Annotated in this window: 14 protein-coding genes; 7 read left to right on the forward strand and 7 right to left on the reverse strand. The window is 64.2% G+C overall.

What is annotated here, in order from left to right; translation table 11 throughout:
* From AC5ZG1_RS23120 to AC5ZG1_RS23130, 3 genes are read left to right on the forward strand one after another with little or no spacing between them, the layout of a single operon-like run.
* Entirely contained in the window at nt 1-1,464 is a 1,464-nt protein-coding gene (locus AC5ZG1_RS23120) for a TadA family conjugal transfer-associated ATPase (protein ID WP_496134166.1), read from the forward strand.
* 11 nt (nt 1,465-1,475) lie between these two features.
* The gene (locus AC5ZG1_RS23125) at nt 1,476-2,453 is read left to right on the forward strand and encodes a type II secretion system F family protein (RefSeq protein WP_028165100.1); all 978 of its coding nucleotides are present in this window, start codon (nt 1,476-1,478) and stop codon (nt 2,451-2,453) included.
* Between the two features lie 10 nt (nt 2,454-2,463).
* Nucleotides 2,464-3,438, forward strand: coding sequence for a type II secretion system F family protein (locus AC5ZG1_RS23130; RefSeq protein ID WP_028165099.1), 975 nt, complete (start codon nt 2,464-2,466; stop codon nt 3,436-3,438).
* A gap of 155 nt (nt 3,439-3,593) precedes the next feature.
* Here AC5ZG1_RS23130 and AC5ZG1_RS23135 read toward each other — a convergent pair whose 3' ends face one another.
* Entirely contained in the window at nt 3,594-4,403 is an 810-nt protein-coding gene (locus AC5ZG1_RS23135) for a tetratricopeptide repeat protein (protein ID WP_496134167.1), read from the reverse strand.
* Nucleotides 4,404-4,517: 114 nt separating this feature from the next.
* Between AC5ZG1_RS23135 and AC5ZG1_RS23140 the strand changes: the two genes are divergently transcribed.
* Nucleotides 4,518-5,900, forward strand: a complete 1,383-nt coding sequence (locus AC5ZG1_RS23140; RefSeq protein WP_496134168.1) for a leucyl aminopeptidase family protein — start codon at nt 4,518-4,520, stop codon at nt 5,898-5,900.
* Complete coding sequence (locus AC5ZG1_RS23145) at nt 5,893-6,735, forward strand: C40 family peptidase (RefSeq protein WP_496134169.1); 843 nt, start codon at nt 5,893-5,895, stop codon at nt 6,733-6,735. The genes AC5ZG1_RS23140 and AC5ZG1_RS23145 overlap by 8 nt, the downstream gene beginning before the upstream one ends.
* Before the next feature lie 267 nt (nt 6,736-7,002).
* Here AC5ZG1_RS23145 and AC5ZG1_RS23150 read toward each other — a convergent pair whose 3' ends face one another.
* From AC5ZG1_RS23150 to AC5ZG1_RS23175, 6 genes are all read right to left on the reverse strand, one after another.
* Nucleotides 7,003-8,628 (reverse strand): ABC transporter ATP-binding protein, encoded by a 1,626-nt coding sequence (locus tag AC5ZG1_RS23150; RefSeq protein WP_028165095.1) that lies wholly within the window; start codon nt 8,626-8,628, stop codon nt 7,003-7,005.
* An 11-nt stretch (nt 8,629-8,639) separates the two neighbouring features.
* Nucleotides 8,640-9,818: an ABC transporter permease gene (locus tag AC5ZG1_RS23155; protein WP_130228509.1), complete on the reverse strand. Its 1,179-nt coding sequence runs from the start codon at nt 9,816-9,818 to the stop codon at nt 8,640-8,642.
* Complete coding sequence (locus AC5ZG1_RS23160; RefSeq protein WP_130228508.1) at nt 9,818-10,927, reverse strand: microcin C ABC transporter permease YejB; 1,110 nt, start codon at nt 10,925-10,927, stop codon at nt 9,818-9,820. Before AC5ZG1_RS23160 ends, AC5ZG1_RS23155 begins: the two co-directional genes overlap by 1 nt.
* A gap of 3 nt (nt 10,928-10,930) precedes the next feature.
* Nucleotides 10,931-12,796: an extracellular solute-binding protein gene (locus tag AC5ZG1_RS23165; RefSeq protein WP_496134170.1), complete on the reverse strand. Its 1,866-nt coding sequence runs from the start codon at nt 12,794-12,796 to the stop codon at nt 10,931-10,933.
* 14 nt (nt 12,797-12,810) lie between these two features.
* Entirely contained in the window at nt 12,811-14,706 is a 1,896-nt protein-coding gene (locus AC5ZG1_RS23170) for an extracellular solute-binding protein (RefSeq protein WP_496134171.1), read from the reverse strand.
* A 204-nt stretch (nt 14,707-14,910) separates the two neighbouring features.
* Nucleotides 14,911-15,456 (reverse strand): c-type cytochrome, encoded by a 546-nt coding sequence (locus tag AC5ZG1_RS23175; RefSeq protein WP_130228505.1) that lies wholly within the window; start codon nt 15,454-15,456, stop codon nt 14,911-14,913.
* Nucleotides 15,457-15,658: 202 nt separating this feature from the next.
* Here AC5ZG1_RS23175 and AC5ZG1_RS23180 point away from each other — a divergent pair, with 202 nt between their 5' ends.
* On the forward strand, nt 15,659-16,399 hold the full coding sequence (locus AC5ZG1_RS23180; RefSeq protein ID WP_496134172.1) for a 3-deoxy-manno-octulosonate cytidylyltransferase: 741 nt from the start codon (nt 15,659-15,661) through the stop codon (nt 16,397-16,399).
* A 21-nt stretch (nt 16,400-16,420) separates the two neighbouring features.
* A complete protein-coding gene (locus AC5ZG1_RS23185) occupies nt 16,421-17,281 on the forward strand; it encodes a prephenate dehydratase (RefSeq protein ID WP_028165088.1) in 861 nt (286 codons plus the stop codon).
* Nucleotides 17,282-17,387 lie beyond the last annotated feature (106 nt).

Below are 17,387 nucleotides of genomic sequence, written 5' to 3' on the forward strand. Positions count from 1 at the left end.
GTGTTTGGTAAGCGTAGCGCAAATGACAGTGAAGTGCGGGCACTGAGGCCCGCCGTTCACGCGCCGGAACCGTCGGCCGCAGCCACGCCGGCGCGCGAGATGGCGCCTCCGACCATGCCTTCGCCCCCGATCGCCCCGCCCAAGCCGCCGCCGGCGCCGACCGTCGACACGCGTCGGTCCGACACTTACTACCAGGTCAAGGCCACCATCTTCGGCGCGCTGATCGAGGCAATCGATCTCGCCCAGCTCGCCAAGCTCGACGGCGACTCCGCGCGCGAGGAAATCCGCGACATCGTCAACGAGATCATCGCGATCAAGAACATCGTGATGTCGATCGCCGAGCAGGAGGACCTGCTCGACGACATCTGCAACGACGTGCTCGGCTACGGCCCGCTCGAGCCGCTGTTGTCGCGCGACGACATCGCCGACATCATGGTCAACGGCGCCGGCACGGTTTACATCGAGGTCGGCGGCAAGATCCAGCGCACCGGCATCCGCTTCCGCGACAACCAGCAGCTTCTCAACATCTGCCAGCGCATCGTCAGCCAGGTCGGCCGCCGCGTCGACGAGTCTTCGCCGATCTGCGACGCGCGTCTCGCCGACGGCTCGCGCGTCAACGCCATCGTGCCGCCGCTCGCGATCGACGGGCCCGCGCTCACCATTCGTAAATTCAAGAAGGACAAGCTGACGCTGGAGCAGCTCGTCAAGTTCGGCGCAATCACGCCGGAAGGCGCAAGCATCCTACAGATCATCGGCCGCGTCCGCTGCAACGTCTTGATTTCCGGCGGTACCGGTTCGGGCAAGACCACCCTGCTGAACTGCCTGACCAACTATATCGAGCACGACGAGCGCATCATCACCTGCGAGGACGCCGCCGAGCTGCAACTGCAGCAGCCGCACGTGGTCCGGCTGGAGACCCGGCCGCCCAACATCGAAGGCGAAGGCCAGGTCACGATGCGCGAACTGGTCCGCAACTGCCTGCGTATGCGCCCCGAGCGCATCATCGTCGGCGAGGTCCGCGGACCGGAGGCGTTCGACCTGTTGCAGGCGATGAACACCGGCCACGACGGCTCGATGGGCACGCTGCACGCCAACAACCCGCGCGAGGCGCTGTCGCGCTGCGAATCCATGATCACGATGGGTGGCTTCGCGCTGCCCTCGCGCACCATCCGCGAGATGATCTGCGCTTCGATCGACGTCATCATCCAGGCGGCGCGCCTGCGCGACGGCTCCCGCCGCATCACCCACATCACCGAGGTGATGGGCATGGAAGGCGACACCATCATCACGCAGGACGTCTTCCTGTATGACATCGTCGGCGAAGACGCCAACGGCAAGATCATCGGCCGGCATCGTTCGACCGGCATCGGCCGGCCGAAATTCTGGGAGCGCGCCCGCTACTACAACGAGGAGAATCGCCTGGCCGCCGCGCTCGACGCCGCCGAAGCGCCGCCGCCGGCATAAGGAAGCCGATGATGAACCTGCAATCGCTTGCCCTCGCCTTCCTCGCGGCAACCGCCGTCGGCGGCCTCGGCTGGGTCTTCCTCTATCCTTTGCTGTCGGGGGAGAAGCAGGCGGAAGCGCGCCGCGCCTCGATCGGCCGCTCCGAACCCGCAACCGTTCGGCAGGCCGAACGAACCCAGCGTTCGCGCCGCGAGCAGGTCGAAGGAACCTTGCGCGAGCTCGACGCGCGACGGCAGAAGGAGGCGAAGCTTCCGCTGAGCAAGCGCCTGACCCAGGCCGGCCTCGACTGGACGCCTCAGAAGTACTGGATCATTTCCGCCGTCCTTGCAGCGATCGGCTTTGCGCTCTCCTACGTGATCGGCGGCGGACTGCTCGGCGCAGTAGGCATTGCCTTCGCCGCCGGCTTCGGACTGCCGCGCTGGCTGCTCGGCTACCTGAAAAAGCGCCGTGAGGCAGCGTTCCTCAAGGCGCTCCCCGACGCAGTCGACGTGATCGTGCGCGGCATCAAAGCCGGACTGCCGTTGTTTGAATCGCTCAAGGTGGTCGCCAGCGACTCGCCTGAACCGCTCAAGAGCGAGTTCAAGGCAATCATCGAGACACAGACCATCGGCATGCCGCTCGGCGATGCCTGCGCCCGCCTCTACGAGAGCATGCCGCTGCCAGAAGCGAACTTCTTCGGTATCGTGGTCTCGATCCAGCAAAAATCCGGCGGCAATCTCTCGGAAGCGCTTGGCAACCTCTCCCGCGTGCTGCGCGACCGCAAGAAGATGAAAGAGAAGATCAAGGCGATGTCGATGGAAGCCAAGGCTTCCGCAAGCATCATCGGCGCACTGCCCCCGACCGTCATGACGCTCGTCTATATCACAGCACCCGATTACATCTCCCTGCTGTGGACCCATCCGACCGGCCAACTGATGCTGGTCGCCTGCGTGCTCTGGATGAGCATCGGCGTCTTCGTGATGAAGAAGATGATTAATTTCGATTTCTGATGGGTGAAGCATGATTGATCTTCTGGCCAGCAAGCTCCACGACGTCAGGTTCATGACCATGCTGCTTGCGGCGATCGCCGTGAGCGCAACCTGCTACTCGCTGATCATGCCGTTGTTCGCCGGCGAGAACCTACAGAAGCGGATGAAGGCGGTGGCGAGCGAACGCGAGCGCATCCGCCAGCGCGAGCGCGAGCGGATGGCCAAATCGGAGAAAGCGTCGCTGCGGCAGGCGCCGAGGCAATTCGTCTCCAAGGTCGTGGAAGACCTCAACCTAAGCAAATGGGTGGCGCAGGAGAGCGCTCGCGACAAGCTCATCATGGCCGGCTATCGCGGCAACGCACCCTACATCACCTTTCTGTTCTTCCGTGCCCTGACGCCGATCGCCATGCTGGTCGGCGCCGTACTGTATGTTTTCGTGATTGCGAAACTGGAGGGCTCGATGCTGATGAATATCGGCATCTGCCTCGGCGCGGCGTATCTCGGATTGCAGGCGCCCATGCTGTTCCTGAAGAACGCCATCACCAAGCGTCAGCTTTCGATCAGGCGCGCTTTCCCCGATGCACTCGACCTGCTCTTGATCTGCGTCGAGTCCGGCATGTCGGTCGAGGTCGCTTTCAGGAGAGTCGCAACCGAGATCGTCGGGCAATCGGTCGCGCTGTCCGAAGAGTTCACGCTCACCACGGCGGAGCTCTCCTACCTGCAGGACCGCAAGACGGCCTATGAAAACCTCGCCGCCCGCACCGGGCTCGAGAGCGTGAAGTCGGTCTGCCTGGCGCTGCAGCAGTCCGAGCGATACGGCACGCCGCTCGGCCAGAGCCTGCGCGTGATGGCACAGGAAAATCGCGACATGCGCATGTCGGAGGCCGAGAAGAAAGCTGCCGCGCTGCCGCCGAAACTGACGGTACCGATGATCCTGTTCTTCCTGCCCTGCCTCTTCATCGTCATTCTCGGACCGAGCTACATCAGGATCACCGAGCTGCACTGAAGCGGTTGCGCGCGTCCCGCGAGAGCATTTTCGAGCGAAGTGGATACCGGTTCGCGTGAAGAAAACGCGTCAAAAAAAGAATCTAGAGCTTCGGTTCTGATTCAATCAGAACCGAAAATGCTCGAGGGATCTGGAGCTGGAACGCCTGAGACGGATCAGTCGTCGCGCGCGACGATCGGCACCGGTTTCGCCGCCGCGGTCCGCGGATTGTCCCGGCCCTTCAGCATGTCGCGGAGGTAGGCGACATTGGCGGCGGCTTCGTCCGCCGGCAGGTCGGCCTTGACGATATTCTCGGCTTCCGCGAACCGGCCCTGCAAGCCGACCACCAGGGCAAAGTTCTGCCGCACCCGGCTGTCGGCCCGGCTGCTGGCATAGGCACGGCGCAGATTCTCTTCCGCCTTGGGCAGGTCGCGGCTCAGCATGTATGACAGGCCGAGATTGGACAGCACAGACGGTTCGTCGGGCGCGAGGCGCAGCGCGCTCGCATAATAGCGGCGCGCCTCGTCATGCCGGCCAAGCCTGTCGAGCGCGGTTCCCTGCACCGACAGGATGCGCCAATCGGGATTGTCGGGTGAGTGCGCGCGGCTCAGCACGTCGAACGCCGCCTGCGCATTGCCGTTGTCGGCAAGCGCCCGGCCGTAGGCTGCGAGCAGTGGCCGGTTGCCGGGATTGGCGATGGTGGCCTGTTCCAGCATCGCGACCGCCTGCGCCCGCTGTCCGGTCGTACGCAGCGCCTGACCGTAACCGATCGCGGCGTCGACATCCTTCGGATTGGCGCGATAGCGCTCGCCATAGAATTCGACGGCGCGGCGCGGATCATCCGGCGCGGCTGCGGCAGTCCTCGTCCGTGTGGTCAAGGAGCCCGCGACGTCAGAGAGCGTCTGGCAGCCGCCAAGACTTGCCGCCAGCAGCGCCGAAAGGGCAGCCGACGCGAGCGCGCGGGCAAGACTGGACTGTCGACGCATGGCGCTTTAACTCACAATTTCGCGCGAAAAGAACGAGCCGAATGCACCAGCAATAGACTGTTAACCCTAACGTCTGGTTAATTAGGCAGCGCCCCTGCCATTGATGAGAGTCGCATGCCATCCATCTTCGAAACTGCGTCCGTGTCGAACGCCATTCCCATCACCTTCGTCACCAAATCGAACTGGGAGCAGATCCGCGAGACGCTTCCCGCGCATGCGCGGCAGTTCGCGCAGGCCAATGGCTTTGCGGCCAGGCCCGGCAAATATCTCGCCCTTCCGGCGCCCGACGGTTCGCTCGCACCGGTGCTGTTCGGACTTGAGGATGAGGCAAGCCGGTCGCGCGATCCGTTCCGGCCGGGCAGCCTGCCCGGATTGCTGCCATCAGGCGTTTACCGCTTCGCCAATGCGCCGCACGATACGCGGCTCGCCGCACTCGCCTTTGCGCTCGGCAGCTACCGTTTCGGCCGCTATCGCAAGGCGGAAGCGCCCGACGTGCAGCTGGTGCCGCCGGATGGCGTCGACGCGGCAGACCTGGCGCGCATGGTGGAGGCCGCATGCCTGGCGCGCGACCTCATCAACACGCCCTCGAACGACATGGGGCCGCAAGAGTTGGCGCAGGCGTCGGAGCAGGTCGCGGCGCGGTTCGGCGCCACTTTCAACTGCATCATCGGCGACGAGCTGGTGCGACAGAATTTTCCGCTGATCCACGCCGTCGGCATGGCGTCGAACCGCGCGCCGCGGCTGATCGATTTCACCTGGGGCAACCCCGATCACCCCAAGGTGACGCTGGTCGGCAAGGGCGTCTGCTTCGACACCGGCGGGCTCGATCTGAAACCATCGAGCGGCATGCTCATCATGAAGAAGGACATGGGCGGCGCCGCCAATGTGCTGGCGCTGGCACAGATGGTGATGGATGCGAAGCTCAAGATACGGCTGCGCGTGCTGATCCCCGCGGTCGAGAATGCGGTCGCGGGCAACGCTTTCCGCCCGCTCGACATCTTCACCTCGCGCAAGGGGCTGACCGTCGAGATCGGCAACACCGACGCCGAGGGACGGCTGGTGCTTGCCGACGCGCTGGCGCTCGCCGATGAGGAGAAGCCGGATCTCCTGATCGATTTGGGTACGCTGACCGGCGCCGCGCGCGTGGCGTTGGGGCCGGACCTGCCGCCATTCTATACGCAGGACGATACGCTGGCCGCGGAGGTGGCGGCGCATGCGAGAGCGGAGCATGATCCATTATGGCGCATGCCGCTATGGCCTGCCTACGATGCCTGGCTGGATTCGAAGACCGCCGACATCACCAACGCGCCGTCGGGCACCTTCGCCGGTTCGATCACGTGCGCGCTGTTCCTGCAACGCTTCGTCGAGCACGCCAAACGCTGGCTGCATGTCGATATCTACGGCTGGACTCCCAGCGCGAAACCGGCGCGGCCCGAGGGCGGCGAATGCCAGGCGGCGCGCGCGATCTACAAACTGTTGAGCCAGCGCTATGGATGATCCGCGCCTGACACCTTCCCGCGGCGACATCGCAGCCAAATATCTCGAAGGCAAGGTGCGCGCTGAGCGCTTCGTTGCGGGCGAGGAGTTCGAGATCGCGCACGCACTCGCACCGCTCCGCGACGGCCCCCGCTCCGACGCTACGCTGCTGACGCAGGCTCTGAAGGGCGAGCGCGTCACCATCTATGACCGCAACAGCGAGGGATTCGCCTGGGGCCAGCTTGGCAGCGACGGCTATGTCGGCTGGCTGCCCGACGCCGCACTGGCAAAACCTTCCGCCGCGCCGACCCACAAGGTGACGGCGCTGCGGACTTTTGCGTTCCCCGGTCCCTCGATCAAGCTACCGCCGGTCGAGACGCTGTCGCTCGGCGCCAGGCTGAACGTCGCGCGCGAGGACGGCACGTTCGCGGTGACGCGCGAGGGCAGGTATCTGCCGCGCCGCCATGTCGGCAGCATCGACGGGATCGAGGATGATTTCGTCACCGTGGCCGAACGTTTCGTCGGCACGCCCTATCTCTGGGGCGGCAAGAGCAGCCTCGGTATCGATTGCTCCGGCCTGGTGCAGGTCGCGCTGACCGCCGCCGGCACCGGCTGTCCGCGCGACAGCGACATGCAGCAGCAAGGCCTCGGGCGCGAGCTGAGCGCGGCGGAAGCAAAGAAACTGCAACGCGGCGACCTGATCTTCTGGAAGGGCCATGTCGCCATCGTGCGCGATGCGACCACGATCGTGCATGCCAATGCGCATCACATGGCAACCGTGATCGAGCACACCACGGAAGCCATCGCCCGCATCAAGGCCGCCGGCAGCGACGTGGTCGCGATCAAGCGGCTTTAACTCGTAGCCCGGGTGGAGCGCAGCGCAACCCGGGACAGCTGCGTCAAGGTCCCACCGGCGGACCCCGGGTTATGGACTAACGATGGCGCTCCTTCACCTCTCCCATTGGGAGAGGTCGGCGCGCAGCGCCGGGTGAGGGGCTCCGCTCTCTCGAGGGACCTGCCCCCCTCACCCGATTTGCTTGCGCAAATCGACCTCTCCCCGCTGGGGAGAGGTGAACCGAGCCCGCGGCTCCCTCAACGCGACTCGAGACAGGCCAGCATGGAGTTACGTCGCCACGGCACCATTGCCTGCCGTCTCCAGGCGGAAGGCGGCGGCGAAGAGGGCGCGGGTGTAGTTGCTCTTCGGGTTCTTGAACAGTTCGGAGGCCGGGCCCTCCTCCTCGACCTTGCCGGATTTCATCACGATCAGATGGCTGGCGAGCGACGCCACCACGCGCAGATCGTGCGAGATGAACATGTAGGTGAGGTCGCGCTTGCGCTGCAATTCGCGCAAGAGGTCGACCATCTGCGCCTGGAACAGCATGTCGAGCGCGCTGGTCGGCTCGTCGAGCACCACGAAATTCGGCTCCAGCACCACCGCGCGCGCGATCGAGATGCGCTGGCGCTGGCCGCCGGAAAATTCATGCGGATAGCGGAAGCGCCATTCCGGCTTGAGGCCGACATCCGTCAGTGCCTTGATCACCCGCGCCTCGCGCTCCTCGGCCGACAACTGGCGCTGATGAACGGTCAACCCTTCGGCCACGATGTCGCCGACCGACATGCGCGGGCTCAGCGCGCCGAACGGATCCTGGAACACGATCTGCATGTCGCGGCGGAACGGCCGCATCTGCTTGAAGCGCAGGCCCTGGATATTGCTACCCAAGAATACGATCGGCCCGTCGGAGGAGATCAATCGCAGCAGCGCGAGCCCGAGCGTGGTCTTGCCGGAGCCGGATTCGCCGACCACGCCGAGCGTCTCGCCCTTGCGCACGGCGATGCTGACGCCGTCGACCGCCTTGATATGACCGACAGTCGAGCGCAGCAATCCGCGCTTGATCGGGAACCAGACCTTCAGATTATCCGCCGACATCACCACCGGCTGGTCCGGGCGCGGCGGCGCCGGATCGGGCTTCGGCTCCGCGGCGAGGAGATCGCGGGTGTAAGGATGCTTGGGCGCGGTGAAGACCTGCTCGACCGGACCATGCTCGACGATCTTGCCGCCATTCATGACGCAGACGGTATCGGCGATCCGGCGGACGATGCCGAGATCATGGGTGATGAACAGCATGCTCATGCCGAGCCGGGTGCGGATTTCGGCCAGCAGCGCCAGGATCTGCGCCTGCACGGTGACGTCGAGCGCCGTCGTCGGCTCGTCTGCGATCAAAAGGTCGGGCTCGTTGGCGAGCGCCATCGCGATCATCACGCGCTGGCGCTGGCCGCCGGAAAGCTGATGCGGATAGCTCTGCAGCCGCGTTTCCGGCTCGGGAATGCCAACTTGCGTCAGGAGCTCGATGGTGCGCGCCCGCGCCGCCGCGCCGCGCACACCGCTGTGCAGCGACAGGATCTCGCCGATCTGCGACTCGATGGTGTGCAGCGGATTGAGCGAGGTCATCGGCTCCTGGAAGATGATCGAGATGTCGTTGCCCCGCACCTCGCGCATCTCGCGCTCCGAGGCGGTAAGAAGGTCGCGCCCTTTGAACCGGACGCTGCCGGAAGGATGGGACGCGGCCGGATAGGGTAACAGCCTCAGGACCGACAATGCGCTGACGGATTTGCCCGAGCCGGATTCGCCGACCAGCGCGACGCATTCGCCGCGCTTGATCGAGAACGAAACATGGTCGACCGCGATTGACGGGCCGAAGGCGACCGAGAGGTCGCGGACATCGAGCAGCGGCTGGTTGATGGCGTCCATGATGCGGCCCTCTACCTGAACGTCTTGCGCGGGTCGAAGGCGTCACGCGCGGCCTCGCCGATGAAGATCAGCAGCGAGAGCATGATCGCGACCGAGAAGAAGCCGGTGAAGCCGAGCCACGGCGCCTGCACATTGGCCTTGCCCTGCGCCAGCAGTTCACCGAGCGAAGGCGAGCCCGGCGGCAAGCCAAACCCTAAGAAGTCCAGCGCGGTCAGCGTCATCACCGAGGACGAGACGATGAACGGCAGGAAGGTCATGGTCGCCACCATCGCGTTCGGCAACAGGTGGCGGAACATGATCACCGCATTGGAGACGCCGAGCGCGCGCGCCGCCTGGATGTACTCGAAATTGCGCCCGCGCAAAAATTCCGCGCGCACCAGGCCGACCAGCGACACCCAGGAGAACAACAGGAGGATGCCGAGCAGGATGAAGAAGCCCGGTGGCAGCACCGCCGAGATGATCAGCAGCAGATAGAGCGAGGGGATCGCGGTCCAGACCTCGATCAGGCGCTGGAACGTCAGATCGATCCAGCCGCCGAAATAGCCCTGCACGCCGCCGGCGGCGACGCCGATGATCGAGGACAGGATGGTCAGCGTCAGGCCGAACAGCACCGAAATCCGGAAACCATAGATCAGGCGTGCCACCACGTCGCGGCCCTGGTCGTCGGTGCCAAGCCAGTTGTATTCGAGGTCGCGGCAGCCGCTGAGCTGCTTCCTCTCGACCACCTCCTTGCACTGCGCTTCGGTCAGGAGCCAGGTCGGCTTCGACGGCGCCGGCGTCGGCAGATCGAGATTGTGGGTGTCGTAGGAATAGCGGATTGGCGGCCAGATGATGGTGCCGCCCTTGGCCGCGATCTGCTTCTGCAAATAGGGATCGCGGTAATCCGCCGTGGTCTCGAAATCGCCGCCGAACGTCGTCTCCGCATAATTGAAGAGCACCGGCCAATAGAGCCGACCGTCATAGCGGACCATCAGCGGACGATCATTGGCGATGAAGTTGGCGAACAGCGAGATCACGAACAGCGCGAGGAAGATCCAGAACGACCAGTAGCCCCGGCGGTTGGCCTTGAAGTTCTGCCAGCGGCGCTTGTTGAGCGGCGACGGCTCGAAGGGATGGCGGCTCGGCGGCACCGCTTCGCCGAGTGGCGATTGCGTGGTGGTCTCGACCGGCTGGGGCGCAAGCATCGTCATCAGACTTCCCTCGCCTCGAAATCGATCCTTGGATCGATCCACATGTAAGCGAGATCGGAGATCAGGTTCACGACCAGACCGACCAGCGAAAAGATGAACAGCGTGCCGAACACGACAGGATAGTCGCGGTTCAGCACGCTCTCGAAGCCGAGCAGGCCGAGCCCGTCGAGCGAGAAGATGGTCTCGATCAAAAGCGAGCCGGAGAAGAAGGCGTGGATGAACGCGCTCGGAAAGCCCGCGATCACGATCAGCATCGCATTACGGAAGATGTGGCCGTACAGCACCTGCCGCTCACTGCAGCCCTTGGCGCGCGCGGTCATGACATACTGCTTGCGGATCTCATCCAGGAACGAGTTCTTGGTCAGCAGCGTCATGGTGGCAAACGCCCCCAGCGCCATCGAGATCAAGGGCAGCGTGATGTGCCAGAAATAGTCGATGATTTTCCAGTACCAGGGGAACTGCGACCAGCCGTCCGAGGTCAGCCCGCGCAGCGGGAACAGGTTGAAGAACGAGCCGCCGGCGAACAGGATGATCAGCAGGATCGCGAACAGGAAGCCGGGAATCGCAAAACCGATGATGACCACCGCCGAGGTCCAGGTGTCGAACCGCGAGCCGTCATGCACGGCCTTACGGATCCCGAGCGGGATCGAGATCAGGTAGGTCAGCAGCGTCATCCAGATGCCGAGCGACATCGACACCGGCAGCTTCTCCTTGATCAGCTGGATCACGCTGACGTCGCGAAAATAGCTCTTGCCGAAATCGAAGCGAGCGAAGTTCCACACCATCAGCAGGAAGCGCTCGGGCGCCGGCTTGTCGAAGCCGAACTGCTTTTCGAGGTTCTTGATGAAGGCCGGATCGAGGCCCTGCGCACCGCGGTACTTCGAACTCACCGCATCCGCCGAGGCGCCGCCCGGCGCACGCGCGGCAAAATCACCGCCGGAAGACCCCGAGACTCGCGAGGAGCCGCCGGTATCGGCGCCGGAGAGCTGGGCCAGCACACGCTCGACCGGTCCGCCCGGCGCGAACTGCACGACCACGAAAGACACGAAGAGGATGCCGAGCAGCGTCGGCACCATCAGGAGAATGCGGCGGGCGATATAGGCGCTCATGTCTTACTTCGCCTGTTCGGCGTTACCGGCCTTGGCCGGGTCGGCCCACCAGTTATCCGGCGCTCCCACGCCTTGTGCATAGCGCGCCGGCTTCGGCGGATGGGCGAACAGATCCCAATAGGCCACCTTGTGCGTGTTGGCGTACCACTGCGGCACCCAATAGCGCCCGGCACGGAACACGCGGTCGAAGGCGCGGCAGGCGGTGGTCAGTTCCGCCCTGGTCTCGGCGGCGATGATCTTCTCGACCAGCGCATCGATCACAGGGCTGGAAATGCCTGCGAGGTTATAGGAGCCTTTGGTGCTGGCAGCCTGCGACGAAAAGAACGCCCGCATGACATCGCCCGGGGTCGCCGACATCGAGAAGCGCTGGATGGTCATGTCGAAATCGAAATCCTCCAGCCGCGCGCGATACTGCACGGCATCGATCAGCCGGAAGGTGGCGTCGATGCCGAGCACGCCAAGGTTCTTGATGTACGGCCCGTGATGGGGCTGGATCGAGGCTTCGTCGTTGAGGAATTCGATGGTGAAGGGCTCACCGTTCGGTAGCAACCTCTTGCCATCCTTCACGACGCAGCCGGCCTCGTTGAGCAATTGCGCCGCCTTGCGCAGCAGCGCCCGGTCCTGCCCCGAACCGTCCGACACCGGCGGCACGAAGGGCATGCCGAACACCTCGTCCGGCACCTGCCCGCGGAACGGCTCCAGCAGCGCCAGCTCTTCCGGCGACGGCGGGCCGGAGACCATCATGTCCGAATTCTGGAACGGCGAATGGGTGCGCGCATAGGCGCCGTACATGATGGTCTTGTTGGTCCACTCGAAATCGAAGGCATAGATCAGCGCCTCGCGCACGCGCGGATCTTTGAACTTGTCGCGGCGCATGTTGATGAACCAGCCCTGCGCGCCCGACGGTGTCTCGTCCGGCAACAGCTCGCGCTTGACGCGGCCATCCTTGATCGCAGGAAAATCATAGCGCGTTGCCCAGATGCGCGCGGTGAGTTCCTCGCGGTAGAGATAGTTCTTGCCCGTGAAGCCTTCGAAGGCGACGTCGCGGTCGCGATAGAACTCGTAGCGGACGGTATCGAAATTGAAGCTGCCGCGGCAGACCGGAAGATCGGCAGCCCACCAGTGCTTGACGCGGTCATATTCGATGAAGCGGTTGACCTCGAAGCGGCCAACCTTGTACGGCCCCGAGCCGAGGGGCGTATCGAGCGTCGATTCCTCGAACGGCCGGTTGGCATAGTAGGCCTTCGAGAAGATCGGCAGGCTCGCGACATAGAGCGGCACGTCGCGCGCGCGCTTCGGCGCGAAGCTGACGACGACGGTGGCATCGTCGAGCGCCTCGGCCTTGATGAAGTCGCGGAGCTGAACCAGGATCATCGGGTGACCCTTCTCCTTCAGCGTGTTCAGCGAGAAGGCGACGTCCTGCGCCGTCAGCTTCGAGCCGTCGTGAAACCGCGCCTCGGGCCGCATCGTGAAAGTATAGGTGAGCTTGTCGGGCGAAATCCGCACCGACTTCGCCGCGAACCCATACATCGCATCGGGCTCGTCGTTGGCGCGCCCCATCAACGTCGCGAACGTCATGTCCATGCCCTGCGCGCCCTCCCCCTTGAGGATGTAGGCGTTGAGCGAATTGAACGTGAAATAGGACTGATTGTAGGCGCGGACCGACGGGATCAGCGAGAACGTGCCGCCCTTGGAGGCATTCACGTTGACATAGTCGAAATGGTGGAAGTCGGCGGGATATTTCAAGTCGCCGAACGCCGACATGCCGTGCATGTCGACGCCGTTATCGGCGGATGCCGGACGAAGCCGCGTCGCGCATAGCGCACCGATACCGAAGCCGAGCGCGTGCCGACGGGTGAATAGCGCCATGCGCGAAAAATCCCTCAAGACCGTTTGCCGATCCGGTTCGCCCTCTCCGCGTCGTACCACCACAGCGAGGGCAGGCCGGAGCGCGCGTATTTCGGCAGTTCCGCATGGCCGAAGCGATCCCAGAGCGCATAGCGCGCGTAGGGATAGCCGAACTGCGGCACCACGTAGAAATTCCAGAGCAGCACCCGGTCCAGCGCCTTGGTCGCGGCGACGAGGCTGGCCCGGTCCTTGGCGAAGATGACCTTCTCGATCAACGCATCCACTGCCGGGTTCTTGATGCCGATGGTATTCTTGGATCCCTGCTGATCCGCGGCCTGCGACCCCCAGAATTCGCGCTGCTCATTGCCGGGCGAGAGCGACTGGCCCCAGAGGTCGGTGATGATGTCGAAATCGAAACTGCGGATGCGGTTCTCGTACTGCACGTCGTCGACGACGCGGATCGAGGTCGTGACGCCGATGCGTTCCAGCGACGGCTTGAAGAACAGCGCGATCCGCTCCGAGGAAGGATCCTGCACCAGGATCTCCACGGTCACCGGCTTGCCCGACGGATCGACCAGCTTGCGCTCGCGCACCTCGAAACCGGCTTCCTTCAACAGCCTGGTCGCCTCGCGCAAATTGGCGCGCACCGCTTCGGGATTGCCACCGACAGGGTTCGTGTACGGCGTCGTGAAGACTTCCGGCGGCACCTTGTCACGCACGGTCTCGAGGAGTTCGAGCTCCTGCCCCTGCGGCAAGCCGGACGAAGCCAATTCCGTACCCTCGAAATAGCTGTTGATGCGCTTGTACTGACCATAGAAGAGCTGCTTGTTCATCTCCTCGAAATCGAACGCAAAGTTGAATGCGCGCCGGAGGCGGGCGTCCTTGAATTGATCGCGGCGCAGGTTGAGCACGAAGCCCTGCATGCGACCGGAATCGTTGATCGGAAATTCCTGCTTGACGACGCGCTTCTCGGTTACGGCCGGGAAGTCGTACGCGGTCGCCCACTGCTTCGCCGAGTTCTCGGTGATCCAGTCCGCCTGGTCGGCCTTGAAAGCTTCGAGCGCGACGACGTTGTCGCGGAAGAATTCGAAACGCAGCTCGTCGAAATTGTTCTGGCCGACCTGGACCGGCAACTTGGCGCCCCAATAGTCCTTCACGCGCTCGAGCCGGACGGAACGGCCGGCGACGAAATCGGCGATCCGGTAAGCGCCCGAACCGAGCGGCTTCTCCAACGTGGTCGCGGAAATATCGCGCTTGCGGCCCTGGCTGTCCGTGCCTTCCCAGTAATGCTTCGGCAGCACCAGCAGTTCGCCGACAATGTGCGGCAGTTCGCGATTGCCGGGAGTGTCGAAGGTGAATTTGATGTCGCGCTCGCCGCTCTTTTCGGCCTTTACCACGTGCCGGTAGTAGGACGAATAGAACGGGCTTTGCTTCTTCAACGTCTCGAGCGAGAAGATGACGTCTTCCGGCGTCACCGGCTTGCCGTCGTGCCAGCGTGCCTCCTTGCGCAGCCGGTAGATCACCCAGCTGTAGTCGTCGGGATGGGCCGCGCTTTCGGCGAGCAGGCCGTATTCGGTCGCGATCTCGTCCTGCGAGCGCGACATCAGCGTCTCATAGATCATGATCGCGGCCGGTGCGATCGAACCTTTCACGCCCATCACCGCGACGTTGAAGTTGTCGAATGTGCCGAGCGAGATAATCCGCGCGACGCCGCCTTTCGGTGCATCCGGATTGACGTAGTCGAAACGCTGGAAGCCGGCCGGATATTTGATATCGCCGAACAGCGACAGCGCGTGGCGCCACGCTGGCTCGCTGCCTCCCGGGTCCGCCTGCGCGCTCGACATCACCGGGATGCCGGCTGCCACGCCCATGATGGGGGTCAGCGCGGCCACCGCGCCGGTCTGCAGAAGGTGTCGTCGGGTAATGGCCAAAGGGAGCTTCCTGTCGTGAACCGGGGTTACGCACTAAGTGCGTAATATAGGGCAAGGTTTCGGCGGATTATGTTGCTTTTTCCTCATCTTGGAAGCCTGGGGGCCATCACGTCTGCGGCGAAACGTCCCGCTGACAAAGATGCGACCCATACGGAAACGGCCAGGCAATGCCTGGCCGTTCCGATTGAATCCATGAGGGAAATGCTATTTCTGCGCGGTCGGCAGCGGCTGGGGATGATCCGACAGCGAGTTCAGGTAGGCGATCACGTCTGCGCGCTCGCTGTCCTTCGGAATACCGGCGAAACCCATCGCGGTGCCCGGGATGAAACCCTTCGGGTTGGTGAGGAACTTGTTGAGGTCGTCGAAGGTCCAGGTGCCGCCCTTGGCCTTCATCGCGGCCGAGAAGTTGAACCCGCGTCCCTCGCCCCTCGGCTCGCCGACGATGCCAAAGAGATTCGGGCCGACCCGGTTCGGGCCGCCCTTCTCGAAGGTGTGGCAGGCCGCGCACTTCTTGGCGGCCGCGGCGCCCTTTTCCACAGAAGCGGTCTGCAGCAGTTTCTCGATCGGCTCGGACGGTGCGGCGGCTTCCGCCGGTCCGCCCTTGCTCTCCTCTTTCACCGCGATCTCGAAACCGGGCTTCTCCAGCGGCTTGGGCGTGAACACCGCCTGCGCGGCAAAGCTCGTCACCAGGATAATGAGGCAGGTGCCGAGGATCGCACCCAGAATCTTGTTGAGTTCGAAGGAGTCCATTTCGGATCAGGCTCCAGGCCGAAAATGTCGACTTCAGGCGGGCCGAACGGCCGCGGGGGTGAGCCTCGGAATCAGCCCTCGTCGCGCCTCCCCCGAGCAGAGTGGAGATATCGGTTTGCCTGCGCTCTGGCAACCCGTATAAACGCGCCGACTTTCGTCCCGTCCCCACCCTGTTTCCTGCCTCCGGCAGGGTTTTGAATAGATGTCCGACCCGCGGAATTTGGTGCTGATTCCCGCCCGCATGGCGGCCACGAGGCTGCCGGGCAAGCCGCTCCTCGACATTGCCGGCCAGCCGATGATCGTGCACGTACTGCGGCGCGCAATCGAAGCCGATATCGGCCGCGTCGCGGTCGCAACCGACACGCCGGAGATTGCCGCGGCGGTCAGGAGCGCCGGTGGGGAGGTGGTGATGACCCGCGCCGATCACCCCTCCGGCTCCGACCGCATCTTTGAGGCCGCGACCACGCTCGATCCTGCCGGCAACGCCGAGATCGTGGTCAACCTGCAGGGCGATTTTCCGACCATCGCGCCGGACACGATCCGCGGCGTGCTGCCACCGCTGGACGACCCCGCAGTCGATATCGCCACCCTCGCCTCCGAGATCCACACTGAGGAGGAGAGCCTCAACCCGAACGTGGTGAAGGCGGTCGGCTCGCCGATCACGGCAGGGCGGCTGCGCGCGCTCTATTTCACCCGCGCCACCGCGCCGTACGGCGACGGCCCGCGCTACCATCATATCGGCCTCTACGCCTATCGCCGCGCCGCGCTGGAGCGCTTCGTGCGGCTGCCGCCCTCGCCCCTGGAACAGCAGGAGAAACTCGAGCAGCTCCGCGCGCTGGAGGCCGGGATGCGGATCGACGTCACCATTGTCGACACCGTGCCGCGCGGCGTCGACACCCCGGCCGACCTCGAAACCGCCCGGCGCATACTGGCGAAAACCTGAACCGCTGCTAAAACCCCCGCCATGACCAAGAAGCTGAAAATCGCCTTTCAGGGCGAGCCCGGAGCCAATTCCCACATCGCGATCGTCGAGGCCTATCCCGACGCAGAGCCGATGCCGTGCGCGACCTTCGAGGACGCGCTGTCGGCGATTTCCTCAGGCGAGGCCGATCTCGGCATGATCCCGATCGAGAACTCGGTCGCCGGCCGCGTCGCCGACATCCACCATCTGTTGCCGGCCTCAGGCCTCTTCATCGTCGGCGAATGGTTCCTGCCGGTCCGGCATCAGTTGATGGCTGTGAAGGGGACGAAGCTCGGCGACATCAGGAGCGTGGAGAGCCATGTGCACGCCCTTGGCCAGTGCCGGCGCATCATCCGCAAGCTCGGCGTCAGGCCGATCGTCGCCGGCGATACCGCAGGCAGCGCGCGCGACATCTCCGAACGCGGCGACAAGAGCGTCGCCGCCATCGCCTCGCGCCTTGCCGCCGACATCTATGGCCTTGATATCCTCGCCGAGGACATCGAGGACGAAGCCCACAACACCACCCGCTTCGTGGTGCTGGCACGCGAAGCCAAATGGGCCGAGCAGGATTCAGGCCCCCTGGTCACCACATTTGTTTTCCGGGTGCGCAATTTACCCGCCGCGCTCTACAAGGCGCTCGGCGGCTTTGCCACCAACGGCGTCAACATGACCAAGCTCGAAAGCTACATGGTCGACGGCAATTTCTTCGCGACGCAATTTTATGCCGACGTCGACGGCCATCCGTATGATCGCGGACTGGCCTTTGCGCTGGAAGAGCTGAAATTCTTCTCCCGCGAATTCCGCATCGTGGGCGTCTATCCCGCCCACCCTTTCCGCGCGACGTTCAGCGAAAAAGCGGATTAAGGGGCCTGTCATTCCGGGGCGATGCGCCAGCATCGAGCCCGGAATCCATTTCTCCGCTTGCGTGAGCCTCCCGATGGATTCCGGGTTCACGCTTCGCGTGCCCCGG

Source organism: Bradyrhizobium sp. Leo78 (assembly GCF_059512425.1).

Coding starts and splice junctions, on each gene's coding strand:
- AC5ZG1_RS23125 (WP_028165100.1), top strand. CDS start 1,476: ATGAACCTGCAATCGCTTGCCCTCGCCTTCCTCGCGGCAACCGCCGTC.
- AC5ZG1_RS23130 (WP_028165099.1), top strand. CDS start 2,464: ATGATTGATCTTCTGGCCAGCAAGCTCCACGACGTCAGGTTCATGACC.
- AC5ZG1_RS23135 (WP_496134167.1), bottom strand. CDS start 4,403: ATGCGTCGACAGTCCAGTCTTGCCCGCGCGCTCGCGTCGGCTGCCCTT.
- AC5ZG1_RS23140 (WP_496134168.1), top strand. CDS start 4,518: ATGCCATCCATCTTCGAAACTGCGTCCGTGTCGAACGCCATTCCCATC.
- AC5ZG1_RS23145 (WP_496134169.1), top strand. CDS start 5,893: ATGGATGATCCGCGCCTGACACCTTCCCGCGGCGACATCGCAGCCAAA.
- AC5ZG1_RS23150 (WP_028165095.1), bottom strand. CDS start 8,628: ATGGACGCCATCAACCAGCCGCTGCTCGATGTCCGCGACCTCTCGGTC.
- AC5ZG1_RS23155 (WP_130228509.1), bottom strand. CDS start 9,818: ATGACGATGCTTGCGCCCCAGCCGGTCGAGACCACCACGCAATCGCCA.
- AC5ZG1_RS23160 (WP_130228508.1), bottom strand. CDS start 10,927: ATGAGCGCCTATATCGCCCGCCGCATTCTCCTGATGGTGCCGACGCTG.
- AC5ZG1_RS23165 (WP_496134170.1), bottom strand. CDS start 12,796: ATGGCGCTATTCACCCGTCGGCACGCGCTCGGCTTCGGTATCGGTGCG.
- AC5ZG1_RS23175 (WP_130228505.1), bottom strand. CDS start 15,456: ATGGACTCCTTCGAACTCAACAAGATTCTGGGTGCGATCCTCGGCACC.
- AC5ZG1_RS23180 (WP_496134172.1), top strand. CDS start 15,659: ATGTCCGACCCGCGGAATTTGGTGCTGATTCCCGCCCGCATGGCGGCC.
- AC5ZG1_RS23185 (WP_028165088.1), top strand. CDS start 16,421: ATGACCAAGAAGCTGAAAATCGCCTTTCAGGGCGAGCCCGGAGCCAAT.